This window comes from Plantibacter sp. LMC-P-059a (assembly GCF_030209505.1).
In the GTDB taxonomy this organism is placed as follows: Bacteria; Actinomycetota; Actinomycetes; order Actinomycetales; family Microbacteriaceae; genus Plantibacter.
The window spans coordinates 80,101-105,349 of record NZ_JARVRZ010000004.1 but is presented as its reverse complement, the minus strand read 5'-3'; the positions used below and the strand labels follow the sequence as shown (position 1 = coordinate 105,349).

Here is a 25,249-nt window from a genome sequence, read left to right as displayed (position 1 = left end):
GTCAGAGGACGGCGAACGCGGTGAAGGCGACGGCGGTGGCGGACACGAGCGCGGACGCGGCGACCGTGGCCACGTACGGAAAGGGGAGCGACTTCGACGGACCGTTCTCCACCGCTTCCTTCGCGCGGAGCAGGGAGACGAAGATCCCGAGGTCCTTCCCGGTGCTCGAGGCGGCCACGAAGCGGCCGTCCCGGAACTCGACCATCCCGGCGTACTCGCCGTCGATCGAGGCGACCCAGAGGGTCGCGTCCGGCTCGGCCCAAGCGACCGTGGTCGTCGCGCCGCGCTCCAGCACCGTGCTCATGACTGCTCCTTGCTCAAGGTAAGTATTGTTAGAGAATCTAGCGATCCATGCGTCTGCATGTACCCCGCTTGACATCACGATCAGGACTCCGCTAGACGTTCTCGTTACGAGAACGACTACTGTTGGATTCCATGAACGCCCAAGCCGTTGCAGCGCAGCACTACTGGTACGAACAGGACGAGCACGAGCGCGGTCGCCGCATGCTCGAAGCCATGCGTCTGTACCGCGCTGCAGAGGCCGCCATGCGTCGCCGCACCCGCGACGAGATGCACATGGGTGAGAACGACCTGCTGGCCCTGCGCTTCATGCTGCGCGCCAAGCAGGAGCAGCGCCTCGTCAGCCCCACGGATCTCGGTGCCTACCTCGGCATCAAGACCTCATCGGTCACCGTCATGCTCGACCGCTTGGAGGCGGCGGGCCACGTGGTCCGCCGGCCGAGCGAGACCGATCGTCGCCGCGTGACCGTCTCGACCACCGATTTCGCCGACGCAGAGGTCCGCAAGACGCTCAGCCACATGCATCACCGCATGATGGAGGCGACCACCGGGATCGAGCCCGAGATCGCGGCCGGCATCGTCGACTTCCTCGACCGCATGCGCGAGGCCGTCGACTCGATCGACCGGTCGCCGGAGGACGTCGCCGAAGCGCAGCACTGATCGGCGCCCCGACCGGCCGCCGCATCGGCGGTGGGATGTACGAGGCGGGCCGCACGGTCTGATCCGTGCGACCCGCCTCCGAATGTCTTCGACGATTTCGACTACGCGCTGCGGGCCCTCCAGGCACCGCTCGAGCCGACTCTCAGAAGTCCCCGACCTTCGATGGTCTCGATGGTAATCGAGCGCCTGTCGGGCAGCTGATGCTTGAACCGCCCGAGCCGCTGTGCTACCCGCAGTCGTGTCCGCCCGGCCGACTTAGTGGTCGCCGGAGGTCTCCGGGTAGTCGCCCTCGGGCATCAGCTCGAGGCCTGCCGGCGTGTAGGTGCGGTCGAGCATGGCCTGCAGCCACGCGCGGTTGAGGGCCACCGGTCGGGAACCTGTGAACCGGAACACGATGGGCACGCCGGTCTCGATCCAGATCGCGTACCGGCCGGAGCCGTGAGCCGGGTCGATGGTCCAGGACAGCAGGAACGCCTCGCCCTTGCGGAGTTTGGAGACGACGACCATCTGCACGTGGGCGAGCGTCCGATCCTCGAGCTCCAAGGCTTCGTTCCCGTAGCGCAGCGTTCCCATGTTCCCCCTCGGAGTCGTCGTGTGAGCGGGCCTCCCCGCCCGCCAATTCTGACAGTTTCCCCGAAGTGAGGTGGGCACCTTCTTCGGGAGGGTCCGATCAGTCCGCGTCGAGGACGGCGTCGAGGAGGCCTGGGAACCGCGTGTCGAGATCGTCACGCCGCAGGGTGAGGGTCCGACGGCGGCCGTTGGGTTCGTTCCGGATGATGCCGGCCTCGCGCAGCACCTTCATGAGGTGGGACTTGGTCGACTTCGGGATCGTCGGGTCGAGGGCCGTGCAGTTCGCCGCGTCCATGGGGCCGTCCCGGAGCTGGCGCACCATCTCGAGTCGATCCGGGTCGCTCAGGGCGAAGAGGACGGCCGGCAACTCGATCGCTTCGCGGTCGGGGTGTGCGAGGTCGGCGGCGGCTGGCATGGTTCGATAATAGTTGAACAATCGTCGAGAAGCGCGTATCGTCCAACCGTTCGACTTTTTTGGAACCGAAGGACAGCGCCCCGTGTACACGACGACCCCGTCACCCCCGACCCGACCAGTGCCCACCTCTGCCGTCGGCGCGCCCGCGCTACCCCGCCGCCGCTTCGGCTTCATACTCGCGGGGCTCGGCAGCACGCTCATGCTCGCCGGTGCCAGTGCGCCGTCGCCGTTCTACCCGGAGCTCCAGGAGCGACTGGGTATCGGTCCGATCGGCGTCACCATCGCGTTCTCGGTCTACGCCCTCGCGCTCCTCATCGCCCTGCTGACGATCGGTTCCCTCTCCGACCACGTCGGCCGCCGCCCGGTCATCACCGTCGGGTTCATCGTCCTCGCCGGGAGCATGCTGCTCCTCTGGCACGTCGACTCCGGCTCGCTGCTCTACCTCGCCCGTATCCTGCAGGGGCTGGCGAGCGGTGCGCTCCTGTCCACCCTGTCGGCGACCATCATCGACCTCGCGCCGCCCGGCCGCCCGCGAGCAGCGACCCTGTTGAACGCCATCGCTCCCATGATCGGCCTCGCCGCCGGCACCATCCTCGCGGGCGTCCTCCTGCAGACGGTCGCCGATGCGTCGAGCTGGACCTTCCTGCCGCTGGCGGTCGCCTACGTGCTCATCGCCGGGCTCATCCGGCTCGTCCCGGAGACCTCGGCCCTCGCTCCCGGGTGGGCGCGGGCCGTCCGACCTCGCGCCGCGGTGCCCGCCGAGGCCAGGCGGCTCTTCGTCGTCAGCATCCCGATCGTCCTCGGCGGCTGGGCGACCGGCGGGCTCTTCCTGTCCCTCGGGCCGAGCATCATGCACACCGAACTCGGGGTGGACGGCCAGCTCGGAGGGGCGCTCCTCATCGGCCTCCTGCCGGCCGCCGGTGCCGTCGCCGCCGCGGTCCTGCACCGACGCCGACCGGTCGTCGCAGCCGTCTACGGTGCCACCGCGCTCTCCGTGGGCACGATCGTCCTGCTCGTCGCCCTCCTGCTCGGCTCGCTCCCGATCGCGGTGGTCGCCGTCGTGATCGCCGGGACCGGCTTCGGGACCGCGTTCATGGGCACGATCGCGTCACTCGTCCCGCTCGCGCCGGCCGACGAACGAGCCGAGCTGTTCGCCGCGCTCTACATCGTCGCCTACCTGTCCTTCGGGGTCCCGGCCGTCATCGCGGGGCTCCTCGCATCGGCGATCGGGCTCCACGCCACGGTCCTCGGCTACGGGACGGTCGTCGCGATCGCCGCGGGCACGGCCGCCGTGGTGCGCGCCCGATCGGGGCGCTGACGGATTCAGCGCGCGGACGGATTCAGCGCGCTGACGGCTTCAGCGCGCTGACGGTTCCTCGACCAGTCGGGCGAGGAGGCTCGACGGGCGGTAGGGGATCACCTCGATGAGGGAAACCTTCGTGTTCGTCCGGACCACCCCCGGTGCGGCGAGCAGCACGCCGGCGATGCGGTGCAGGTCCTCCGTGTCGCGCGCGACGACCTTCGCGAAGAGATCGGCGTCACCGGTGGTCGCGTGCACCTCCACGATCTCCGGAATCGACTCGAGCGCCGCATAGGCCTCGGTCGCGAGGTCCTGCCGGATGGAGATCTCGATGAAGGCGGTGAGCGGGTAGCCGAGTGCCGACAGCCGTACGCGTCGGCTGGGCGCGGCGAGTGCACCGCTCGTCTCCAGTCGCCGCAGGCGGGCGTGGACGGTGTTCCTCGCCACACCGAGTTCGCGCGACAGAGCGAGGGCGGTCATCGTCGGGTCGGTGTCCAGCTGGTTCAGGATGCGGGCATCGAGCTGGTCGACGGTCACGGCATGAAGCATGATGATCACCCTTCTGGTGTTCGACTGAGCAGGAAGCCCACTGCACTCTAGTCGTGTTGCGCAGGAGCCCGGGCTGTCGCATCGTTGGCGGAATGACCACTCCGCAGCCGAGCGCGCCGCCCGCCGCTCAGCAGACGCCAGCACCGTCTCCCGTCCGACACGGTGTGGTCGAGGACATCCTCGGGTTGCTCGTCGGCGTGACGGTCGTGTCGTTCGGGCTGTTCATCCTCAAGGCCGGCTCAGCGGTCACGGGTGGGACGGCGGGGCTCTCGTTGCTCGTCAGCTACCTCGCGCCCGTGCCGTTCCCGGTGCTGTTCATCGCGATCAACCTGCCGTTCTTCCTGCTCGCCATCCGCGGCAAGGGGTGGGTCTTCACGTTGCGGAGCGGTGGCGCGATCGTGCTCGTCTCCGTGCTGTCCGGCGTGCACCCGCTGTTCCTGCCGGTCGCGCACCTCGACCCGTTCTACGCGGCCGTCGTCGGCAACGTGCTCTGTGGCGTCGGCATCCTCATCCTGTTCCGGCATCGCGCGAGCCTCGGCGGGTTCAACATCGTCGCGCTCATCCTGCAGGACCGCTTCGGCCTCCGTGCCGGCTACGTGCTCATGGCCGTCGACACCGTCGTCGTGCTCGTGTCACTCGTCGCCGTGCCGCCCCTCAACGTCCTCGTCTCCGCGCTCGGTGCGGTGCTCCTGAACCTGATCCTCGCGCTCAACCACCGTCCGGGCCGGTATCTCGGCGTCTAGCCCGCGGCCGGCTGGTGGCGGACGCTGCCGCCGAGGCGTCGTTGCGCCTCCGCCTGCTGCGCCCGCACCGTCGTGACCGTCGCCGGGTCGACCGGTTCGAACGTGGGGACGGTTCCGCCGACTCCTGCCGCCGTCAGCCGGTAGGCGACGAGGCCGCCGCCCTGGTCGCGGGCCATGCCGCTCGGCCACACGCCCGGTTGGGCGCCGGCCACGCCGATGCGCCACCCCTGCGGCTCCAGCGTCTCGCGGATGAGGCAGAGCGCCTCGAACGCGTCCTCCGCGTGCACCTCGATCGGTTCGAAGGCCGCGGACGACAGGTTCACGACGTAATCGAGATGCCCGACGCACCGCCAACTCAGTGAAGCGTCGTGCAGCGCGCCGTCGAGACTCACCTCGATCGCCTGCGGACTCGTGAGCTGCGCAGCCATCGTCCGGTCTCTACTGCTTGTAGGAGGACAGGAAGTTGCCGAGTCGCTCGATCGCGTCGGTGAGGACGCGTTCCTCCGGCAGGGTGACGACGCGCAGGTGGTCGGGGTCCGGCCAGTTGAAGCCCGTGCCCTGAACCAGCAGGATGTGCTCCGCCACCAGCAGGTCGTGGACGAGTTGGGCATCGTCGTGGATCTCGTGGACCTCGGGATCGAGGCGCGGGAACGCGTACAGCGCGCCCATCGGCTTGGTGCAGGAGACGCCGGGGATCGAGTTGAGACCGGTCCAGGTGGCGTCGCGCTGCTCGAGAAGGCGGCCGCTCGGCGCGATCAGGGCGTCGATCGACTGCACCCCGGAGAGCGCCGCCTGCACCGCGTGTTGCGCGGGTACGTTCGGGCAGAGGCGCGTGGACGCCAAGAGGGTGATGCCCTCGAGGAAGCCGCTCGCGTGGTCGCGCGGCCCGGTGATGACGAGCCAGCCCGAACGGTAGCCGGCGACCCGGTACGTCTTCGACAGGCCGTTGAAGGTGAGGCAGAGCAGATCCGGAGCGACCGTCGCCATCGGGATGTGGACGGCGTCCTCGTACAGGATGCGGTCGTAGATCTCGTCGGCGAGCAGCAGCAGCCCGTGCTCGCGCGCGATCCCGGCGATCTGCTCCAGCACCTCGCGGGAGTACACCGCGCCCGTGGGGTTGTTCGGGTTGATGATGACGATCGCCTTGGTGTTCGGCGTGATCTTGGAGCGGATGTCCTCGATGTCCGGCGCCCAGTCGGCTTCCTCGTCGCAGCGGTAGTGCACCGGGGTGCCACCGGCGAGGCTCGTCATCGCCGTCCAGAGCGGGTAGTCGGGTGCCGGGATGAGGACCTCGTCGCCGTCGTCGAGGAGCGCCTGCATCGTCATCGTGATGAGCTCGGAGACGCCGTTGCCGAGGAACACCCACTCGGGGTCGACCCGCGGGAAGCCTTCCATCTCCTCGTAGCGGTAGGTGACGGCCTGCCGGGCGGAGAGGATGCCGCGGCTGTCGCTGTACCCGTGGGAGTGGGGGAGCGCCGCGATCATGTCGCGGACGATCTGGTGCGGCGCCTCGAAGTCGAAGATGGCGGGGTTGCCGGTGTTGAGCTTGAGGATGCGGTGTCCGTCGGCCTCGAGACGCACGGCCTCGACGAGGGCCTTCCCCCGGATCTCGTAGAGGACGCTTTTCAGCTTGGAGGACTGGTCGAGGGTGCGGCGGGTGGTCATCCCCACAGGCTACTGCGGCGGGTCGAGCCCGCGGCAGTGCCGATTGCGGGATCGCGGCTCCTCCGGTCGCCGGCTTCCGGTGTCAGACGGCCAGGGCCTCAAGGCGGGCGAGGAGTACCGGACGAGGAGGACGTGCCGCGCGGACGACGTCGAGCGCGGTGCGGCCGTCGTCGAGGACGACGGCCGGGTCGAGGCCGGGCGCAGCGAGGAGCACGTTGTACAACGGTTCGAGTCGGCTCTCGGGGAAGTTGCCCTGGCCGGCGAGCGCGGTGAACGGAACGCCGTTCGCGGGTGACGCCGCGTTGACGTCCGCACCCGCGGTGATGAGTGCGTCGAGCACCCGGGCGTCCTGTTCGGCCTCCCGCGCACCGGAGGGGTCGAGTGCGAGGTGGAGGACGCTGTCACCCCCGGCGGTGCGCAGGGTGACGTCGGCGCCGTCGGCCAGCAGCTGCGGAACGAGCACGGAGCGGACGGTGAGATCCGGGTTGCGCAGCACAGCGTGGAGCAGACTGTCACCGTTCTCATCGACGGCGGTGGCGAGTCCGGGCGTGTAGACGGCGCGGATCTCGTCGAGGTTCTGCCAGGTCGCCGTACGGGTCAGGGCCTCGCCGCTGGGAGCGAGTCCGGCTGCGTCCAGATACGCCGTCACCAGGTCGAACAGCTGCGGCCGCCGGAAGCGACTCGAGCGAGCGCGGTCGAGCACCGACCGCCCGTGCGGGTCTGGCGCGAGGAGCTCAAGGCCCGCCTGGTCGAAGAACGCCCGATAGTAGGGTTCGAGCTCCTCAGCGGACAGCTTCGGGTGGTCGACCTCCTCCACCGGGCGGCGCTGGTGTCGTCCGGCGGGACGATTCGGGTCGGCACCGGCAGCGATGAGGCGACGCACGAGGGGAGGGTCGAGCTCGGGATCCCTGGCGCGCTGCGCCAGCAGAACGTGGAGCAGGGTGTACCCCTCGGCGAGGATGACCGTCGCGTCCGCGCCATCGTCGAGGAGTCGCCCGGCGATGAACGCGCGCGTCGCCGGATCCCGGTTGGACATCGCCTCGGCCAACAGCGGCAGACCGGTCGGATCGGTGTACGTGGGCCAGGTCTCGGGGTCGTAGGCCGCCTCGAAGTCCTCGATGCTCGCGCGCTTCAACCAGTAAGGGCGGACCACCATCGGGACATCCTCCGATCAGGCGGCACCTGCGGAATGCGCCGCGGCCACCAGCCTAGGCGGACGCCCCGCGCGCTGTCCGGCTGGACCTCCGCTGTCAACGTCGGGGACACGATTCGTCCACGTTCAGGGTAGAGGAGTACCGTCAGACGCTGGCGGTCAAGACTGCCTGGTCAGAGGCACGGAGGAATCGTGACCGGAAACGCAACTACCCGATTCGACAATGTGGCCATGTTGTCGGTGGCGAGCACGCTGCCGTCCGCAGTGGTGACCTCGGTGGAGATCGAAGAGGGCCTCGCCGCCGCGATGAAACGCGCGCGGCTCCCGAAGGGCATCCTGCGACGCGTCGCCGGCGTTGTCGAGCGACGACACTGGGGACCCGGTGAGAACTCGGACGACGCCACGGTGTCCGCCGGTCGCCGCGCGCTCGCCGAGGCCGGTGTCTCGCCGTCGCAGATCGGTCTCATGATCAACACCTCGGTCACGCGGCAGCACCTCGAACCGTCCGTCGCCGTGCGCATCCACGACGGCCTCGGGCTCCCGAGCTCCGCCATCAACTTCGACATCGCCAACGCGTGCCTCGGGTTCGTCACCGGCATGACGATGGCCGCCGCGATGATCCAGTCCGGACAGATCGAGTACGCGCTCATCGTCAACGGTGAAGACGCGAGCGAGGTCCACGCCAACACGATCGAACGGCTGAGCGGCAGCACGATCGACCGCGACGACTTCATGAGCGAGTTCGCCTCACTCACGCTCGGCTCGGGGGCGGCAGCCGCCGTCATCGGCCCGGCCGACCGCCACCCCGAGGGTCACCGCATCCTCGGTGGCGTCACCCGCGCCGCGACCGAGTTCAACCACCTGTGCGTCGGCAGCGTCGACGGCATGTTCACCGACGCACGCGCTCTCCTCAAGGGCGGCCTCGACCTCGTCGTGTCGGCGTGGAAGGAAGCCGCCGGCGACGAGTGGCGCTGGTCGAAGATGGACCGCTACATCACCCACCAGGTTTCGTCCATCCACACCGACTCCATGGTGAAGGCTGCGTCGCTCGACCGCAGCCGCGTGCCCGTCACCTACCCCTACCTCGGCAACGTCGGCCCCGCGTCGATCCCGATCACGCTCGCCGACCAGCAATCGACCCTCACCAAGGGCGACCGCGTCCTGCTCATGGGCGTCGGCTCGGGGTTGAACACCGGCCTCATGGAACTCGCGTGGTAGCGGGCACCGTCGCCGCCAACATCGGGCTCCGCACCATGGGCGTCCGCGCCGCAGGGCTCCCCGGACTCCCCGCCCGGTACTCGCACCGCATCGACGTGCCCGGCCGGCTCGCGGACGAGGGCACCACGCGCAACTGGCACTACCTCGACACCGCCGAGGCGCTCGCCGAAGCCGGAGTCGAACCCGTCGGCACCATCCTCGCCGTCCACGGCAACCCGACCTGGTCGTACCTGTGGCGCTCGCTCGTCACGCAGTCCGTGGAGCAGGCCCGCGAGGGCGGCACAGCCTGGCGCGTCGTCGCCGTCGACCAGATCGAGATGGGTTGGTCGGAGCGCACCGAGCTCACGCGGACCCTGGAACAGCGGATCGCCGACCTCGCCGCCTTCACCGAGGCGCTCGGGCTCACCGGCCCCGTCGTCACCCTCGGCCACGACTGGGGCGGCGTCATCTCGCTCGGGTGGGCCACCGAGCACCCCGACCTCCTCATCGGATCGATGCTCCTCAACACGGCCGTGCACCACCCGGACGGCACGCCCATCCCTGCACCGCTGCGGCTCGCCGGAGCTCGCGGCATGCTCGGTGCCGGATCCGTCCAGACCACCGCGTTCCTGGACACCACCCTGGCGCTCGCCGCTCCGCCGCTCGCCGGCGACGTCCGTGACGCCTATCGCAGCCCGTACTCGGCTCCGGCTCGGCGCCGCGGGATCGGCGCGTTCGTCGCCGACATCCCGGCGACGCCCGAGCACGTCAGCTTCCCCCGCCTGGAGCGGCTCGCCGCCGACGTCGCCGAGCTCCGCGTCCCGGCCCTCATGCTGTGGGGCCCACGCGACCCGATCTTCAGCGACCGGTACCTCGACGACCTCGCCGACCGCCTGCCTCACGCCCAGGTGCACCGCTTCGCCGGTGCCGGCCACCTCGTCATCGAGGACGCCCCGGTCGCCGAGTCGCTGCTGTCCTGGCTCGACGAGCACCTCCCGCAGGGTCAGGCGACCACGGCCGAGGCGGCCGTCCTCGCCGACGCTCCGGCGGCCGACGCCGCCTTCGAACCGCTCTGGCGACGACTCGACGAGCGCAGTGCAGACGACGCCGACGCCATCGTGGAACAGCGTGGCGCCGGCTCCGCACGTCGCGTCAGCTGGCGCCAGCTCGACGACCGCGTGACCCGCCTCGCCGCAGGCCTCCACCGCATCGGCGTCCGCCGCGGCGACCGCGTGTCATTGCTCGTGACGCCGGGTGCCACACTCACCGCCGTCATCTACGCCTGCCTGCGCATCGGCGCGGTCGTGGTCGTCGCGGACGCCGGGCTCGGTGTCCGTGGGCTGTCGCAGGCCGTCCGTGGCGCATGGCCCGCCTACGTCATCGGAGAGACGAAGGGGCTCGCCGCCGCTCGTGCACTCGGTTGGCCCGGGGTGAAGATCTCGGCAGCGCGACTCCCCGGCGCGACCGCGGCCGCCCTCGGCGTCTCGCACAGTCTCAAGGACCTCCTCGACGAGAGCGCGGCTCCTGCGCTCCCGTCGGAGCCCGGCCCGGACGACCTCGCCGCGATCCTGTACACCTCGGGTTCGACCGGCCCGGCGAAGGGGGTCCGGTACTCGCACGCGCAGCTGTCGTCCCTCAGGGACGTCCTCTCCGCCCACTTCGGAATCACCGCCGAGTCCGGCCTCGTCACCGGGTTCGCTCCGTTCGCGCTCCTCGGCCCGGCGCTCGGTGCCCGTTCCTCGACGCCCGAGATGGACATCTCGGCCCCGCGCACGCTCACGGCCCGTGCGGTCGCCGCCGCCGTGGCCGAGGCGGACGCCGACATCGTGTTCCTCTCACCGGCGGCCATCCTCAACGTCGTGGCGACGGCCGGCGAACTCGACGACGCCGATCGTCGGGCCCTGCAGGGCGTCCGCACGGTGCTCTCGACGGGCGCACCGGTCAGCCGCCAGTTGCTCACCGCGCTCGTCGGAGTGCTCCCGAACGCGTCGGCGCACGCCGTCTACGGCATGACCGAGTGCCTCCTCGTCTCCGACATCACGCTCGACACGCTGCCCGGCGACGACTCCGAGCACACGGGTGTGTGCGTCGGGACGCCGATCGGCGGTGTCGACGTGCGTATCAGCCCGCTCGACGCGGCAGGCCGGGCGACGGGCGAGCTGACGCAGGACGCGGACCGCCTCGGTGAGGTCATCATCTCGGCGGCGCACCTCAAGTCGCAGTACGACCGCCTCTGGCTGACCGACCGCGCCGCCGTGCGCGACGTCGCCGAGGACGGCCGGTGGCACCGCACGGGCGATGTCGGGCACCTCGACGCCGACGGGCGTCTGTGGATCGAAGGCCGCCTGCCGCACGTCATCACCACGCAGGACGGGCCGGTCGCACCGGTCGGACCGGAGCAAGCGATCGAGACGGTGCCGCTCGTGCGTCGTGCCGCGGTCGTCGGTGTCGGCCCGGACGGCCTCCGGCAGTGCGTCGCGATCGTGGAGACGACCCCCGGTTCGAAGCGGGTTCGGCTCGCAGACGCCGCGCTCGCGGCCGAGGTGCGGGCGGCTTCACCGCAGCCGCTCGTCGCCGTCTTCGTGGTGCCGGAGCTGCCGACGGACATCCGACACAACTCGAAGATCGACCGCACGAGGCTCTCCGAGTGGGCCGACCGCGTCCTGGCCGGCGAACGACTGAGCGCGCCGTGACCGTCCTCGTCACCGGTGCGAGCGGCATGCTCGGTCGCGAGGTCGCCGTGGAACTGCTGCGCGGTGGCCACCATGTCCGGGTGTTGCAGCGCGGTCCGGCCAGGCTCGACGGCGTCGAGGAGGTCCGCGGATCGATCACCGATGCTGCCGCGGTCGGTCGGGCGATGCAGGGTGTCGACGCGGTCGTCCACCTGGCAGCCAAGGTGTCGTTGGCCGGTGACCCGGCGGAGTTCGAACAGGTGAACGTCGGCGGGACCGAAGTCGTCCTCGATGCCGCGGAGACGGCTGGGGTGTCGCGGTTCGTCCACATCTCCTCGCCGTCCGTCGCCCACGGCGGTTCGGCACTCGTGGGCGTCGGCGCGGAACCGGCCGACCCCGGGGCTGCGCGTGGCGAGTACGCGCGGACGAAGGCGCAGGGTGAGTTGCTCGCCCTCGAGCGCGATCGTCGCGGCTTCGCGGTCGTCGTCGTGCGGCCGCACCTCGTCTGGGGTCCCGGCGACCCGCAGCTCGTCGAGCGCATCGTCGACCGCGCGCGTCGCGGACGGCTGCCGTTGCTCGACGACGGGACGGCCCTCATCGACAGCACCTACGTCGCGAACGCGGCGTCGGCCGTCGCAGCGGCACACGAGCACGCCGAGACGGCGCACGGGCGGGCGTTCGTCGTGACGAACGGGGAGCCCCGGCCGGTCGGCGAGTTGCTCGCGGGCATCTGCCGTGCCGCCGGCGTGAAGCCGCCGTCCTTCAGCGTCCCGGCTGGCATCGCTCGCGCGGCCGGCGGCCTGGTCGAGCGTCTCTGGAGCATCCGTCCGGGTGCGGACGAGCCGCCGATGACGCGGTTCCTCGCGGAGCAGCTCTCGACCGCGCACTGGTTCGACCAGCGCGACACCCGCGAGGCCCTCCACTGGACGCCGGCGGTCTCGATCGACGAGGGTCTCGAACACCTGGCCGCCCACTACCGCGCCTGACGACGGACGCCGGAGACGGCACGCTCACCTGACGGCATGCTGCTGCCAGACTGTGCGCATGGTCGACTCGCTCTTGCGCCCCTGGAAGTCGACGGACGCGCCCTTCCTGCGCGCCGCGTTCGTCGAGAACCCAGACCTGGGCCCGCAGTTCGGCGGAGCGGACCTGTCGGACGTCGACGCTGCCGCCCGGTTTATCTCGCAGGTGCTGCAACCGTCCGACACCCGCCGCAACTGGGCGATCGTCAGCGACGGCGTAGTGGTGGGCAACGTCGGTCTGTCCGCGATCGAGCGTCGGCATGCCACTGGATGGCTGTCCTACTGGTTGAGCGGCGACGCCCGGGGTCGAGGTCTCGCAACGCGAGCGGTCGACGCCGTCGCCGAGTGGGCCTTCACAGACGGGCTGTTCCGCTTGGAGCTGGGGCACCGGGTCAACAACCCGGCGTCCTGTGCGGTCGCGACCAGGTGTGGATTCCTCGTCGAGGGTGTCGAGCGCCAGAAGCTCGTGTACGGCGAAGAGCGGTTCGACGTCGAGCTGCACGCTCGCCTGGCGACGGACCCGGGACCGAGCGGCGATCGCCTCGCGATGCCGGTGTAGAGGCCGTCTGTCGGTCGCAACGCCGCGAGACGTATGACGGCGACGTCGCTCACCCTGTCGGAGGTGTGCTCTACGTTCGAGCGCATGCGTTCGTTCCGGATCCAGGTGCCCGATGCCGACCTCGACGAGCTGCGGCGGCGACTCGAGGGGGCCCGCCTGCCGGGTGCGATCGGCGACGCAGCGGAGGAGAGCGCGCTGCCGCTCGATCGACTGCGGGCGCTCGTCGACCACTGGCGCGACGGCTTCGACTGGCGGCGGGTGGAGCGTGAGCTGGAGGCCGTCCCGCAGTTCGAGGCGGAGGTCGATGGCCAGCGACTCCACGTCGCGCGGCTGCCCGCGGCGGAGGGGGCCACGGAGACGGTCCCATTCATCGTGTTCCACGGGTGGCCCTACTCGTTCGTCGAGATGCTGCCGCTCGCGACGGCGCTCGCCGGCCGGGTCGTCGACCTCGGCGGTGGCCGGGTGCTCGGCTTCGAGGTGGTCGTCCCGTCGCTCCCCGGATACGGGTTCTCCGCGCCCCTCACCGCCGACCGCCCGTTCACGGGCCCGGTGGTCGCCGAGCTCATGCAGGGGCTCATGACCGAGGTGCTCGGCCACGCGCGGTATCTCACGTACGGCGAGGATGTCGGATCGACGACGAGCGACTGGCTCGCCGCACTGCACCCGGAGGCGGTCATCGGGCAGTTCGCGACGCACGCCGCGTTCCCTGCGGCGTCCCGGGCGCACGACCTTTCGGTGGCCGAGCAGGAGTGGCTCGACCGCCACGATCAGGAGTGGGCACGTGGGCTCGCCTACGCGCGCGTCCAGGCGACCCGACCCGAGATCCTCGCCGCAGCGCTCAACGACTCACCCGTCGGGCTTGCCGCCTGGATGATCGAGAAGCTCCTCGCCTGGGCTGGCGACGGCGCGTGGTGGACGGACGACGAGCTGCTGACGACCGTGTCCTTGTACTGGTTCACGCAGAGCATCGGGTCCTCGTTCCGCCCCTACCGCGACCACCCGAAACAGCCGGAACTGCCGCTGATCGAGGTGCCCGTCGCCGTCGCCGTGCAGACCGGAGAGCGTGGGCTTCCGCGCTCCTACGCGGCGCGGACGTACACCGACATCCGCAGTTGGACCGAGCTGGACGAGGGAGCCCACTTCACCGCCTGGCAGGTGCCGGTCGAGGTGGCCGACCGGATCGAAGCGTTCGTGGTGACTCTGCTCGACGACTGACCGGCCGGGGCGGGTCCTCAGGCGTCCGCGTCGCGAAGTGAACGGATCATGCTGCGCAGGATGGTGAGCGCCGCCTGCTGCTCGTCCGGGGTCAGCCCCTGCAGCATCCGCACCTCCACCGAGCGGACCGCTGCCGTCGCCCGCCCCAGGTGCTCACGGCCGAGCGGGGTGAGCTGCGTGGGCAGGGCTTTCCCGACAGGCGCCTGCTCCGGGCGGCTGACGAAGCCGTCCCGTTCGAGCGCCTGCAGGAGGACGTTCATCGACTGCCGGGTCACGAAGGCGCCGCGGGCGAGCTCCGAGTTGGACAGGCCGGGCCGCTGGGCGAGGAGTTCCAGGCACGAGTAGTGCGTGATCGTCATGCCGAGTGGGCGCAGGACCGCCTCCATCGCGGAGCGGAGCGCGCTCGACGCCTCCTTCAGGAGATACCCGAGCGAGGTGTCCAGTTCGATCCCGTCTTGACTCATGTCAGTATTCTGACATAGGCTGATGGTGTCAGGTAACTGACATGCCGCTTCGGCCGCCACCACGAGAACAGGAACACACCATGCCCGTCACCGGACCCGACTTCATCTCCCTCCAGGTCACCGACCTCGACGCCTCGCAGGCCTTCTACGAGCAGTACCTCGGCCTTGTCCGCTCGCAGGCCGGCCCGCCGCACGCGGTCGTCTTCGAGACCACGCCTACCGCCTTCGCCCTGCGCGACATCGTCCCCGGAACCGACCTCGCGGCCGTCGACCAGCCCGGCGTCGGAGCCGCGATCTGGTTCCACGCCACCGGCGTCCAGGAGATCCACGACGCCCTCGCCGCAGACGGTCACACGATCGTCTCGGCTCCCATCGACGGGCCGTTCGGGCGCACCTTCACCTTCGCCGACCCCGACGGCTACCAGCTCACCCTCCACGACCGCGCCTGATCGCGACCGGCCCCGCCCGGCGCCCGCGCTCGACCCGCGCGGAGCCCGACGCGTCAGAATAGACGGATGCGACGTTCGAGAGTGCACGTGATGGGGGCCAGCGGCAGCGGCGTGACGACGCTCGGGCGGGCGCTCGCCGACCACTGGTCGGCGGCGCACGCTGACGCCGACGACTACTTCTGGGTGCCCACCGACCCGCCCTACGTCACGAAGCGGGCTGATGCCGAACGGGTGCGGCTCATGCGGGAGATGTTCGTTCCGCGTGAGGCCTGGGTCCTGTCTGGTTCGATGCCGGGTTGGGGGGACGAGATCGTCGCGGAGTGCGACGCCGTCGTCTTCGTCGTCCTCGACCCGGCCGAGCGCCTGCGTCGACTGGAGGCCCGCGAGGTCGAGCGGAGGGCCGGCGAGCGGTTCGACGAGGCGGCCTGGGAGGCGTTCCGGGAGTGGGCGGCCGGCTACGACGACCCTGCGTTCGACGGACGCAGCCGCGCCTCGCATGAGGCGTGGCTGGCCACCCTGCCGCAGCCCGTCCTCCAGGTCGACAGTGCGATGTCGAGATCCCAGCTCGTCGAAGCGGTACTGGCCTGGGATCCGCGCTGAGTCACGGAGCGCGAGCGCAGGGCGTCGGCGTTGTCAACCGCGCGCCCCGCTGCCGATGGGAGGCGCATACTGGAACCGTCAGACTTATCTGACACACGTCGCTTAGTGAGCGACTGCGGCGTGCGGTTCCGACGCTCGAGGAGGATGTCCCACCATGAAGGCACTGCGGTACACGAAGATCGGCTCGGCCCCTGAGGTCGTCGAGATCGAGAAGCCGACGCCGGGGCCGGGTGAGATCCTCCTGAAGGTCACCGCTGCCGGCGTCTGCCACTCCGACGACTACGTCATGAGCCTGCCCGAGCAGGACTACCTCGAGCAGCAGTACCCGCTGCCGCTCACGCTCGGTCACGAGGGTGCGGGCGTCATCGAGGAGTTCGGGCCCGGCGTGGAGACGAGCCTGCAGCTGGGCGAGGCCGTCGCCGTCTACGGCCCGTGGGGCTGCGGGCACTGCCTGAACTGCTCGCAGGGCAAGGAGAACTACTGCACGAACGCGGCCGCAGAGGGCATCCGTCCTCCCGGGCTCGGCGCCCAGGGCTCGATGGCCGAGTACATGATCGTCGACGACGTCCGCCACCTCGTGCCGATCGGCGACCTCGACCCCGTGAAGAACGTGTCGCTCACCGACGCAGGTCTCACGCCGTACCACGCGATCAAGCGCAGCCTGCCGAAGCTCGGCGCCGGCACCTTCGCGGTCGTCATCGGCTCCGGCGGCCTCGGTCACGTCGGCATCCAGATGCTGAAGGCGCTCTCCGGTGCCACGGTCATCGTGCTCGACGTCAACGACGAGAAGCTCGAGCTGGCGAAGCACGTCGGTGCCGACGTCACCCTCATCAGCGACGAGTCGGCGGCGGGGAAGATCCGCGAGCTGACCGGCGGTGTCGGGGTCGACGCCGTGTTCGACTTCGTCGGCGCGAACCCGACCATCGCGACGGCCACCGCGGTCGCAGCGACGGAGGCCGACGTGACGATCGTGGGTATCGGCGGCGGTTCGGCCACCATCGGCTTCGGTTCGATTGCGTACGACGCCGCCGTCCGGATCCCGTATTGGGGTTCGCGCAGTGAGCTGATCGAGGTCTTCGAGCTCGCGAAGGCGGGCAAGGTCGACGTCGAGGTGCAGCCGTACTCGCTCGACGACGCTCCGAAGGCCTACGAGGATCTGCACGCGGGCACGATCCGCGGCCGGGCGGTCATCGTTCCGTAACGCTGTCCCCGAGGACCGGCGTGTGCTGCAGCTGCGGCACACGCCGGTCCTTTATTGCAGGGTTCACACCCCGGAAACATTTTCGACACCCTATTGAAACTGCGCACGCGCATACTTTCAATACAGTATCGAAATGAGTCGCAGCGACTGCAGCGACGCAACCGGAGGAGCATCCCATGACCGTCGTCGAGACCGTTACCACCGTGGAGTCCGTCCGCGCCCGCCTGCAGGAAGCCGGCGTCAAATACGCCATGGCGAGCTTCGTCGACATGCACGGCAGCATCAAGACCAAGTTCGTCCCGCTGTCACACCTCGAGCGGATGGCCGGGGGATCGGAACTCTTCACCGGCGCCGCGCTCGACGGCCTCCCGCAGGCGATCAGCGACGAGGAGCTGTCGGCCCGCCCCGACCTCGACAGCGCCGTCCAGCTGCCGTGGCGGAAGGACGTCGCCTTCTTCGCGAGCGACCTCTACACGAAGGGCGAACCGTTCGAAGCGGCCTCTCGCAACATCCTCAAGCGTCAGCTCGACGCGGCCGCCGAGATGGGCTTCACCTTCAACCTCGGCATCGAGACCGAGTTCTTCGTCCTGAAGGACACCCCCGAGGGCGTGACCGAGGTCAGCGACCGTGACGACCTCGCGAAGCCCTGCTACACGGCCACCGCGGCACTCGACAACCTGGACTGGCTCACCGAGCTCGTCGAGGCGATGACTGAGATGGGCTGGGGCGTCTACTCCTTCGACCACGAGGACGCCCCCGGGCAGTTCGAGATCGACTTCAACTACTCCGACGCGCTCACCATGGCCGACCGCGCCGTGTTCTTCCGCCTCATGGCGAACGAGATCGTCCGCAAGCACGGCTACTTCGCCACCTTCATGCCGAAGCCCTTCGCCGACCGCAGCGGTTCCGGCGCGCACTTCAACATGTCGCTCGCCGACATCGAGACCGGCGAGAACCTCTTCGAGACCGACGACGACCCGCGCGGCTGCGGCATCTCGGAGCTCGGCTACAAGTTCATCGCCGGTGTGCTCAAGCACGCACCCGCTTTGTCGGCGGTCATCGCACCGACCGTGAACAGCTACAAGCGTCTCGTGCGGCAGGGCAGCATGTCCGGCTCGACCTGGGCGCCCGTGTTCGTGAGCTACGGCAACAACAACCGCACCAACATGCTCCGCGTGCCGCTGCAGGGTGGACGCGTGGAGTGCCGCGCGGCCGACATCAGCTGCAACCCGTACCTCGGTGCCGCCCTCATCCTCGCCGCAGGCCTCGAAGGCATCCGTGAGGACCTCGACCCGGGTGCGCCGCACACCGAGAACATGTACGACTACACCGAGGCGGAGGTCGCCCAGCTCGGCATCGGCATGCTGCCGCGCAGCCTGGGTGAAGCGGTCGACGAGTTCGCCACGGACTCCCTGTCGCGGTCGGTGTTCGGCGAGGCGATGTACGACGCGTTCATCGACTACAAGCGCCAGGAGTGGAACGAGTACCAGGCGCACGTCTCCGACTGGGAGACCGCCCGCTACCTGAAGTTCTTCTGATCCCGATGCACCAGGTCCTCGACCTCGGGAGGTTCGGGCTGGAGTCCGGCGCAGACCTCCCCGAGGCCTGGCTCGCGTACACGACGCACGGTGTGCTGAACGCCGCCGGTGACAACGCGGTGCTGGTCCCGAGCTACTACACCGGCACGCATGCGAGCGCCGAGCCGTGGATCGGGACAGGCAGGGCGCTCGATCCGGCGGAGTGGTTCATCGTGTCGGTGGACCTGTTCGGCAACGGGGTCTCGACCTCGCCGTCGAACGCCGCCGCGGAGGTCCGCGGGGCCGCGTTCCCCACGGTGTCGATCGGCGACAACGTGCGCGCCCAGCACCGGCTGGCCGAGCGACTCGGCGTGCGACGGTGGCGGCTGATCGTCGGCTGGTCGATGGGGGCGCTGCAGGCCTACGAGTGGGCGATCCGGTACCCAGAGCTCGTCGACGCGTTCCTCCCCATCGCCGGTGCCGCCCGCTGTTCCCCGCACAACGCGGTCTTCCTGGCCGGTGTCGAGGCCGCGCTGCGGGCCGACCCCGTGTTCGACGGCGGCCGGTACACGATGCCGCCGCTCGCCGGACTTCGCGCCTTCGGGACGGTCTACGCGGGCTGGGCGTACTCGCAGGCCTTCTTCCGCGACGGCGTGTACCGCGAGCTCGGCTATCCCGACGTCGCCGCCCTGCTCAAGGACTGGGCCGCCGACCACGAGCGGTGGGACGCGAACGACCTGCTCGCCATGCTGCGCGCCTGGCAGCAGGCGGATCCAGGACGGGGCGCCGACGGCGGTCTCGCTGCAGCGCTCGGCGGGGTGCGTGCGCGGAGCATCGTGATGCCGTCGTCGACCGACCTCTACTTCACCGTCGACGACAACGTGCTCGAGTCGGCGATGATGGCTCGGAGCGAGGTGCGGGTCATCGTGTCCGACCTCGGCCACGTCGCCGGGCGACCCGGGGTGCGGGCCGCTGAGACGGCCGTGATCGAGGCCGCGATGCGTGAGCTGCTCGCGGATCGCTGAGGCCGCCCGCCCGTAGGATTGGCGGAGGTGTCCGCGAGCAGGGAGTGGTGATCGATGGCCGGCCGCACAGGAGCATCGCCGGGCCGTCCGCGCGCGAGTGGGATCGCCGCCGAGGATCCGCGCGAGGAGATCATCCAGGTCGCGACCCGGTTGTTCGCCGAGCGCGGCTACGAGCGCACGAGCATGACGATGCTCGCCGAGGCGTGCGGGATGAAGCAGTCGTCGCTGTACTACTGGTTCGCGAACAAGCGTGAGGTACTGCGGGCGACCGCCGCCTCGAACCGCCAGTCGGTCGGTGCTGCGGAGGCCCTCGGTTCGATCGAGGCCGCGGTCACCGCGAAGCTGTACCGGGTGTTGTACGAGGACGGTGTCGCCATCTGCGAGGCGCCCTTCGACTACAACGAGATCGAGCGGCTCGCGGCGGAGCACCCGGACGACCTCGCCTCGTTCTGGGACGACTACCGCGCGCTCTTCACCTTCATCGCCGGGCTCATCCGTGACGGCGTCGAGCAGGGCGTGCTCATCCTGGGCGGCAGCGAGACGCCGGAATGGGCGGCGGCCGCGGCGCTCCACGCGAACGAGGGCATGCAGAAGGCCTACCGGTACGGCTCCGGCGACATCGCCGCCCAGTACCCGCCGGTCGAAGCCGCGGAAGGAGCAGGCGACGCGGACCGCATCCGGGCCTTCGCCCGCCGGACGGCCGCCGCGACCGTGCACAGCCTCCTCGTCGACCGTGCGGCGCTCGCCGACGTCGAGCGCGACGCCCTCGCGCTGGACCTCGCCGTGCGATCCGCCGGAGCTGTGGGCGGTGCTCATGGGCTTCGAGACTGAGGCCGACTTCTGGGGCGACCAGGGTCGGCTGGGCGTGATTCGAACCGGTGAGCTGACCGATCATCACCTCTTCGCCTATCCAGAGAGCGTCGAGCCGTGGTGGACGGTGGTCGTTGAAACCCTGCCGGAGGCGGACGTGCCGGATGAGCGATTCATCCGGGGTTCCGGCTCATTCGCGCTGCTCATGAGGGAGTGGGACGTGGAATGGTTCCCCCGCGGGCGGGTGGAACAAGACGTCGAGTCTGCCTTATTCGGTTGGAGACCACTGGTCGGTTCGAGTTGGACGCAGGCGAGTACCGAACGGGCCCGGTTCGGCAACGCGTGATTCGTTGACATCTGGCGTTCGTCAGTCGTGCAGTCCAGTCCTGCCACCCGCTGCTGGCCTCTGCGGTGGCGAACCGAATTTCGTACTCGACCTTTCTCGGTGGGCGCGGGACCAGCTCGCCCATCTTGGATGCAGCCACAGTCAGGGACGCGCCACGGGCTCGTCGTCGTCGGTCTCGAGCCAGACGAGATCGACCGCGCCGAGACCCGCAGCCAAGGCCGTGGCCGTCTCCTTCCAGGACGTCAGTCGCGTGATCGCCAGGTGCGGCTGATCGGTCGCGATCGAAGCACGGGCGGCGTCGACGAGGTCCTGCGCGCACGTCGTCCGGTCGGCGCTGGAGAGCGCGAGCATCCACGGGAACGCTCGCGACATCCGCTCTGCGAGGGTGCCCCTGTCGTCGAGCGTCACGGTGATGAGTTGCGCGGCGAAGTCCAGGAGGTGGGCGCGCGCCTCGGCTTCGCGCTGTGACATGAGGACGAGGGGCTCGCCGTCGCGGCGAGTCACCGTGACGGGGTGGTCGTCAGCCTCGGCGAACACCTCGGCCGAGTGCTTGCTCAGGTCGGAGGATCGGCGACTGAGCGTCGGGAGGAATGTCGAGGTGGCCATGCATCGACGCTATTCGGAACGTATTCGGAAATCCAGTCGCGTTCATCCCGTAACGAACACGAAACGGATTCGATACTGCATTGAAACCGGTCGTCGCGACAATTGGATGACCTATTGAAAATGCGGTCGTCCGTTTCGGATCCCGCGCGAACCCTGGAGGTCCGAATGGACACGGCTGCAATCGCGGGCAACACGGCATGGCTCCTGACGGCGGTGGTCGCCGTCGCACTCATGCTGCCCGGCCTCGCCATGTTCTACGGCGGGATGGTCAGCCGCCGCGTCACCATGAACATGATGATGATGATCTTCGCGTCGTTCTGCCTCGTCGGGATCCTGTGGGTGGCGTTCGGCTATTCCATGGTGTTCGGCGACAGCATCGGCGGCCTCGGACTCGTCGGCGACCCGACCGAATACCCCGGCCTCGGCCAGCTCCTCGTCGCACCCGAGGGGAGCGCACTGCCGCCCCTCGCGCTCGCCGCCCTCCACCTCATGTTCGCCGGTCTCACCATCGGGATCGTCGCCGGTGCCGCCGCCGGCCGGATGAAGTTCAGCGCGTGGATGGTCTTCGCGGGCGTCTGGTCGACGCTCGTCTACTTCCCCGTCGCGCACTGGGTCTTCGCGTTCGACTCCGCCGACGGCAGCGTGCAGGGCGGCTGGCTCGCGAACACGATCGGCTCGATCGACTACGCCGGCAGCACGGCCATCCACGTCAACTCCGGGGTCGCGGCCCTCGCGCTCGCGCTCGTCCTCGGCAAGCGCAACGGCTTCCCCTCGCAGCCGAAGGCGCACAGCCTCCCGCTCACCCTGCTCGGCGCCGGCCTGCTCTTCGTTGGCTGGATCGGCTTCGACGGCAGCGCGCTCGGTGCCGCAGACAACAACGCCGCCGTCGCGGTCTTCAACACCGTCGCCGCGACCTGCGCCGGCGTCATCGTCTGGCTCGTCGTCGAGAAGCTGCGCGACGGACACCCGTCCACCCTCGGCGCCTGCTCCGGCGCGATCGCCGCACTCGTCGCCATCACGCCCTCCTGCGGTGCGGTGACCCCGCTGGGCTCGCTCGCCATCGGTGCCGCCGCAGCGGTCGTCTGCTACTTCGCCGTCAGCCTCAAGGTCCGCTTCGGCTTCGACGACGCGCTCGACGTCACCGCCCTCCACTTCGTCGGCGGGGTCGTCGGTGGTCTCCTCATCGGCATCCTCGCGGTGCCGCTCGCACCCAGCGGTGGTGAGGGGCTCCTCGCCGGTGGCGGCTTCCTCCTCCTCGGCAAGCAGGCCCTTGCGATCGTCGCCGTCTTCGTCTACACGTTCTCCATCACGTGGGTGCTCGCGAAGGTCCTCGACAAGACGATGGGCATCCGGGTGTCGGCCCAGACGGAGGCCCAGGGGCTCGACGTCGTGCTCCACGCCGAGAACGCCTACGAGATCAGCACGCACGAGGCGCTCTCACCCCGCGGGCACGCGGAACCGAAGGTCCCGGCCGTCGTCGACTGAGTCCGGTCCGCCGAGGGCTGGTCCGGGCGGCGCCGCAGAACACCACCGGGGTAGGGGGTACCGGATACCTCGGGGTGATGCTGCGGCGCCGCCCGCTTCGTAGCGTCGAAGCATGGACGTCATCAACGAACTCATCCTCTCCGCCGTGACCTCGCCGTGGCTGTACGTGGTGATGTTCCTGGCTGCCGTGATCGACGGCTTCTTCCCGCCGATCCCGAGTGAGACGGTGCTCGTCGCTGCGGTGGCCGTCGCGGTCTCGACCGGCGGATCGAACCTGCCGCTCCTCGTAGTGGTCGCGGCGCTGGGTGCCGCGATCGGCGACAACCTCGCGTACCTCATCGGTCGGGGCGTCGGCACGACCCGGTTCGCCTGGATGCGACGACCTCGGATCGCCGCGGGTTTCGACCGGGCCGGCCGCGCGCTCGGCCACCGCGGTGCGCCGCTCATCCTCGGCGCACGCTACATCCCCGTCGGTCGCGTCGTCGTCAACATGACAGCGGGCGCGCTCCACTACCCGTGGCGACGATTCGTCCCACTGAGTCTCATCGGCGGGGCGACCTGGGCTGCCTACAGCGCGCTCATCGGCATCGTCGCCGGGAAGCTCTTCGAGGACCAGCCGCTCCTCAGCTCCGTCATCGGGGTGGCGGTCGCCCTGGTGCTCGGCCTCGTGGTCGACCGGGTCGCCTCGGCCCGCCGTCGACGCCGGGAGCGCTCGGCGGCCACCGCGGCGCCCGACCGTGTGGAGGCGGACGCCGACGCCGACGCCCGACCGGTGCTGGTGCCGGTGGGAGAATGACGATCATGGATCGCACGTCGCCCGGCATCACTCGCCGGACCGTCATCCTCATCGTCCTCGCGGGCGTCGGGGTGGTCCTGCTCAGCGTCCTCGTGCCGATCCAGAGCCTCCTCTACGGCACAGTGCTCCCGGCGTCGTTCCTCCTCGGCGCCGCGATCTGCGGCGCACCGGTCCTCTCCGTCGCGCTTCCCCGGGTCGCGATCGCGCTGTTCTCCGCCGCCGCGTTCGTGCTCCCACTCGTCGCCTCAGCCGATCACGACCCGGTCTGGCCGTGGCCGTGGTCGGTGCCGGCGCTCATCGCGTTCGCCGTCCTCGTCGGGGCCGTCACCTTCCTGCACGGCTGGTTGCCCGGGCTCATCACCCTGCTCGTGAACGTCGCCGGCTCGCTCGTCGCGGCGCTGCTCGTCCCGTCCGCGGCCGACGCGACCGCCATGGCCGCGGACCTCATCGTCGCGTCCTCCATCGCCGCGGTGGCGTTCCTCGTGGCGCTCCTCGTCTCCGGGCGCGTGCGCATCGGGGAGGAGCTCACCCGGGAGCGCGAGGTCTCGGCGTCCGAGCAGTCCCGGCGGATGCTCGTCGAGGAGCGCACGCGGATCGCTCGAGAACTGCACGACGTCGTCGCGCACAGCATGTCGGTCATCCAGGTGCAGGCCTCGACCGCCAGGTACCGGGTGCCGGGCCTCGCGGACGAGGCCACGGCCGAGTTCGACGACATCGCGGCGACCGCCCGTGCGTCGCTCGTGGAGATGCGGCGCCTGCTCGGCGTCCTGCGTACGGAGGATCAGGCGGCCGAGCTCGCGCCGCAGCAGGGCATCGACGACCTTCCTGCCCTCGCGGAGGGGCTGCGTCGAGTGGGAGCCGACATCACCCTCGAGGTGGGCGACCCCGGCCACACCGTCGTCCCGCCATCCGTCCAGATCGCGGCGTTCCGCATCGTCCAGGAGGCCATGAGCAATGCGGTGCGGCACGCGCCCGGCGCGCGCGTCACCGTGGCCGTCGGCATCGACCCCGATGCGGTCCGCCTGCGTATCCACAACGGGGCTGCCCGGTCCGCCGGGGAGCACGGGGCCGGACACGGGCTCCGTGGCATGCTCGAACGCGCCGCACTCCTGGACGGCACCCTGAGCGCCGGCCCGGACGGCGAGGGCGGCTGGCTCGTCGTCGCGACCCTGCCCGTCGCCCCTCCGCCTCCGCCGCAGGTCTCGACCTCCTCGGCCCGACCCGTCTCCACGAAGGACCACCAGTGACCATCGACGTCCTCATCGCCGACGACCAGGCCATGGTCCGCGCCGGGTTCGGTGCCCTCCTCGACGCGCACGAGGGCATCAGGGTGACCGGCCAGGCGGCGAACGGTGCGGAGGCCGTGAAGCTCTCCGCACGCCTCGACCCCGACGTGATCCTCATGGACGTGCGCATGCCGGAGCTCGACGGGATCGAGGCGACCAAACGCATCCTCGGGCCGTCGTATCCGGCGGCGAAGATCCCCAGGATCATCATGCTCACCACCTTCGACATCGACGACTACGTCTACGACGCGCTCCAAGCCGGCGCGAGCGGATTCCTCCTGAAGGACGCGCTCCCCGAGGACCTCGTCCACGCCGTGCGGGTCGTGGCGGCCGGTGACGCCCTGTTGGCGCCGAGCGTGACCCGCCGGATGATCGCTCAGTTCGCCGCGCAGAAACCGCGGGTGGGCCAGGGGGTCGCCCGGCTCGCGGAGCTCACGGACCGCGAACGCGAAGTGCTCGTCCTCATCGGCAACGGCCACTCCAACAGCGAGATCGCCGCGAGCCTCTTCATCGCCGAGCAGACGGTCAAGACCCACGTCGGCAAGGTGCTCGCCAAGGTCGGCGCCCGCGACCGCGTCCAGGCCGTCATCTTCGCCTACGACACCGGGCTCGTCGCACCCTCCTGACCGGATCCGCCCTCGGCG

At 70.0% G+C, this 25,249-nt stretch carries 28 protein-coding genes; 19 read left to right on the top strand and 9 right to left on the bottom strand.

Annotated elements, in window-relative coordinates; all coding sequences use genetic code 11:
- Window position 1: 1 nt before the first annotated feature.
- Entirely contained in the window at window positions 2-304 is a 303-nt protein-coding gene (locus tag QRN27_RS10090) for a hypothetical protein (RefSeq protein ID WP_285042130.1), read from the bottom strand.
- A gap of 131 nt (window positions 305-435) precedes the next feature.
- Between QRN27_RS10090 and QRN27_RS10085 the strand changes: the two genes are divergently transcribed.
- Complete coding sequence (locus QRN27_RS10085) at window positions 436-960, top strand: MarR family winged helix-turn-helix transcriptional regulator (protein ID WP_285042129.1); 525 nt, start codon at window positions 436-438, stop codon at window positions 958-960.
- A 255-nt stretch (window positions 961-1,215) separates the two neighbouring features.
- Here QRN27_RS10085 and QRN27_RS10080 read toward each other — a convergent pair whose 3' ends face one another.
- Window positions 1,216-1,533: a DUF7882 family protein gene (locus tag QRN27_RS10080; RefSeq protein WP_285042128.1), complete on the bottom strand. Its 318-nt coding sequence runs from the start codon at window positions 1,531-1,533 to the stop codon at window positions 1,216-1,218.
- A gap of 97 nt (window positions 1,534-1,630) precedes the next feature.
- Window positions 1,631-1,945, bottom strand: a complete 315-nt coding sequence (locus tag QRN27_RS10075; RefSeq protein WP_285042127.1) for an ArsR/SmtB family transcription factor — start codon at window positions 1,943-1,945, stop codon at window positions 1,631-1,633.
- 82 nt (window positions 1,946-2,027) lie between these two features.
- Between QRN27_RS10075 and QRN27_RS10070 the strand changes: the two genes are divergently transcribed.
- Window positions 2,028-3,263: an MFS transporter gene (locus QRN27_RS10070; protein WP_285042126.1), complete on the top strand. Its 1,236-nt coding sequence runs from the start codon at window positions 2,028-2,030 to the stop codon at window positions 3,261-3,263.
- A 39-nt stretch (window positions 3,264-3,302) separates the two neighbouring features.
- On the opposite strand, the gene QRN27_RS10065 is transcribed toward QRN27_RS10070, so the two are convergent.
- Entirely contained in the window at window positions 3,303-3,794 is a 492-nt protein-coding gene (locus QRN27_RS10065) for an Lrp/AsnC family transcriptional regulator (protein ID WP_285042125.1), read from the bottom strand.
- Between the two features lie 92 nt (window positions 3,795-3,886).
- Between QRN27_RS10065 and QRN27_RS10060 the strand changes: the two genes are divergently transcribed.
- Window positions 3,887-4,537, top strand: a complete 651-nt coding sequence (locus tag QRN27_RS10060) for a YitT family protein (RefSeq protein WP_194668645.1) — start codon at window positions 3,887-3,889, stop codon at window positions 4,535-4,537.
- On the opposite strand, the gene QRN27_RS10055 is transcribed toward QRN27_RS10060, so the two are convergent.
- The 3 genes from QRN27_RS10055 to QRN27_RS10045 all read right to left on the bottom strand — a co-directional run bounded on the left by QRN27_RS10055 (window position 4,534) and on the right by QRN27_RS10045 (window position 7,358).
- Window positions 4,534-4,965 (bottom strand): hypothetical protein, encoded by a 432-nt coding sequence (locus QRN27_RS10055; protein WP_285042124.1) that lies wholly within the window; start codon window positions 4,963-4,965, stop codon window positions 4,534-4,536. The two genes, QRN27_RS10060 and QRN27_RS10055, sit on opposite strands and share 4 nt — an antisense overlap.
- 10 nt (window positions 4,966-4,975) lie before the next feature.
- Complete coding sequence (locus QRN27_RS10050) at window positions 4,976-6,202, bottom strand: pyridoxal phosphate-dependent aminotransferase (protein WP_285042123.1); 1,227 nt, start codon at window positions 6,200-6,202, stop codon at window positions 4,976-4,978.
- Window positions 6,203-6,284: 82 nt separating this feature from the next.
- Window positions 6,285-7,358, bottom strand: coding sequence for an ankyrin repeat domain-containing protein (locus QRN27_RS10045; RefSeq protein ID WP_285042122.1), 1,074 nt, complete (start codon window positions 7,356-7,358; stop codon window positions 6,285-6,287).
- A 228-nt stretch (window positions 7,359-7,586) separates the two neighbouring features.
- On the opposite strand from QRN27_RS10045, the gene QRN27_RS10040 reads away from it, so the two are divergent.
- From QRN27_RS10040 to QRN27_RS10020, 5 genes are all read left to right on the top strand, one after another.
- Window positions 7,587-8,573: a 3-oxoacyl-ACP synthase III gene (locus QRN27_RS10040; RefSeq protein ID WP_255515293.1), complete on the top strand. Its 987-nt coding sequence runs from the start codon at window positions 7,587-7,589 to the stop codon at window positions 8,571-8,573.
- Window positions 8,574-8,608: 35 nt separating this feature from the next.
- Window positions 8,609-11,245 (top strand): alpha/beta fold hydrolase, encoded by a 2,637-nt coding sequence (locus QRN27_RS10035; RefSeq protein ID WP_285042481.1) that lies wholly within the window; start codon window positions 8,609-8,611, stop codon window positions 11,243-11,245.
- Window positions 11,242-12,210, top strand: a complete 969-nt coding sequence (locus QRN27_RS10030; protein ID WP_285042121.1) for an NAD-dependent epimerase/dehydratase family protein — start codon at window positions 11,242-11,244, stop codon at window positions 12,208-12,210. The genes QRN27_RS10035 and QRN27_RS10030 overlap by 4 nt, the downstream gene beginning before the upstream one ends.
- 58 nt (window positions 12,211-12,268) lie before the next feature.
- Window positions 12,269-12,805 (top strand): GNAT family N-acetyltransferase, encoded by a 537-nt coding sequence (locus QRN27_RS10025; RefSeq protein WP_285042120.1) that lies wholly within the window; start codon window positions 12,269-12,271, stop codon window positions 12,803-12,805.
- Between the two features lie 84 nt (window positions 12,806-12,889).
- The gene (locus tag QRN27_RS10020; RefSeq protein ID WP_285042119.1) at window positions 12,890-14,020 is read left to right on the top strand and encodes an epoxide hydrolase family protein; all 1,131 of its coding nucleotides are present in this window, start codon (window positions 12,890-12,892) and stop codon (window positions 14,018-14,020) included.
- A 17-nt stretch (window positions 14,021-14,037) separates the two neighbouring features.
- Here QRN27_RS10020 and QRN27_RS10015 read toward each other — a convergent pair whose 3' ends face one another.
- Window positions 14,038-14,484, bottom strand: coding sequence for a MarR family winged helix-turn-helix transcriptional regulator (locus QRN27_RS10015; protein ID WP_285042118.1), 447 nt, complete (start codon window positions 14,482-14,484; stop codon window positions 14,038-14,040).
- 80 nt (window positions 14,485-14,564) lie between these two features.
- Between QRN27_RS10015 and QRN27_RS10010 the strand changes: the two genes are divergently transcribed.
- The 7 genes from QRN27_RS10010 to QRN27_RS09980 all read left to right on the top strand — a co-directional run bounded on the left by QRN27_RS10010 (window position 14,565) and on the right by QRN27_RS09980 (window position 20,432).
- Window positions 14,565-14,933 (top strand): VOC family protein, encoded by a 369-nt coding sequence (locus QRN27_RS10010; RefSeq protein WP_056009736.1) that lies wholly within the window; start codon window positions 14,565-14,567, stop codon window positions 14,931-14,933.
- Window positions 14,934-14,999: 66 nt separating this feature from the next.
- Window positions 15,000-15,533: a P-loop NTPase family protein gene (locus QRN27_RS10005; protein ID WP_285042117.1), complete on the top strand. Its 534-nt coding sequence runs from the start codon at window positions 15,000-15,002 to the stop codon at window positions 15,531-15,533.
- Window positions 15,534-15,687: 154 nt separating this feature from the next.
- On the top strand, window positions 15,688-16,734 hold the full coding sequence (locus QRN27_RS10000; protein ID WP_285035556.1) for an NAD(P)-dependent alcohol dehydrogenase: 1,047 nt from the start codon (window positions 15,688-15,690) through the stop codon (window positions 16,732-16,734).
- A 176-nt stretch (window positions 16,735-16,910) separates the two neighbouring features.
- Window positions 16,911-18,272 carry a type III glutamate--ammonia ligase gene (gene glnT / locus QRN27_RS09995; RefSeq protein ID WP_056009729.1) on the top strand — a complete coding sequence of 454 codons (1,362 nt, stop codon included), beginning with the start codon at window positions 16,911-16,913 and terminating at the stop codon, window positions 18,270-18,272.
- Window positions 18,273-18,277: 5 nt separating this feature from the next.
- Complete coding sequence (locus QRN27_RS09990; protein WP_285042116.1) at window positions 18,278-19,276, top strand: alpha/beta fold hydrolase; 999 nt, start codon at window positions 18,278-18,280, stop codon at window positions 19,274-19,276.
- A gap of 54 nt (window positions 19,277-19,330) precedes the next feature.
- On the top strand, window positions 19,331-20,107 hold the full coding sequence (locus QRN27_RS09985; protein WP_285042115.1) for a TetR/AcrR family transcriptional regulator: 777 nt from the start codon (window positions 19,331-19,333) through the stop codon (window positions 20,105-20,107).
- A complete protein-coding gene (locus tag QRN27_RS09980; protein WP_285042114.1) occupies window positions 20,091-20,432 on the top strand; it encodes a hypothetical protein in 342 nt (113 codons plus the stop codon). Before QRN27_RS09985 ends, QRN27_RS09980 begins: the two co-directional genes overlap by 17 nt.
- 141 nt (window positions 20,433-20,573) lie before the next feature.
- Here the strand turns inward: QRN27_RS09980 and QRN27_RS09975 are convergent, their stop codons facing one another.
- A complete protein-coding gene (locus QRN27_RS09975; RefSeq protein ID WP_285042113.1) occupies window positions 20,574-21,038 on the bottom strand; it encodes a prevent-host-death protein in 465 nt (154 codons plus the stop codon).
- Between the two features lie 165 nt (window positions 21,039-21,203).
- Here QRN27_RS09975 and QRN27_RS09970 point away from each other — a divergent pair, with 165 nt between their 5' ends.
- The 4 genes from QRN27_RS09970 (at window position 21,204) to QRN27_RS09955 (ending at window position 25,231) form a co-directional block, all read left to right on the top strand.
- A complete protein-coding gene (locus QRN27_RS09970) occupies window positions 21,204-22,523 on the top strand; it encodes an ammonium transporter (RefSeq protein ID WP_056009719.1) in 1,320 nt (439 codons plus the stop codon).
- Between the two features lie 112 nt (window positions 22,524-22,635).
- A complete protein-coding gene (locus tag QRN27_RS09965) occupies window positions 22,636-23,319 on the top strand; it encodes a DedA family protein (RefSeq protein ID WP_285042112.1) in 684 nt (227 codons plus the stop codon).
- A 5-nt stretch (window positions 23,320-23,324) separates the two neighbouring features.
- Window positions 23,325-24,566: a sensor histidine kinase gene (locus QRN27_RS09960; protein WP_285042111.1), complete on the top strand. Its 1,242-nt coding sequence runs from the start codon at window positions 23,325-23,327 to the stop codon at window positions 24,564-24,566.
- Window positions 24,563-25,231 (top strand): response regulator, encoded by a 669-nt coding sequence (locus tag QRN27_RS09955; protein WP_285042110.1) that lies wholly within the window; start codon window positions 24,563-24,565, stop codon window positions 25,229-25,231. Before QRN27_RS09960 ends, QRN27_RS09955 begins: the two co-directional genes overlap by 4 nt.
- Window positions 25,232-25,249: the final 18 nt, after the last annotated feature.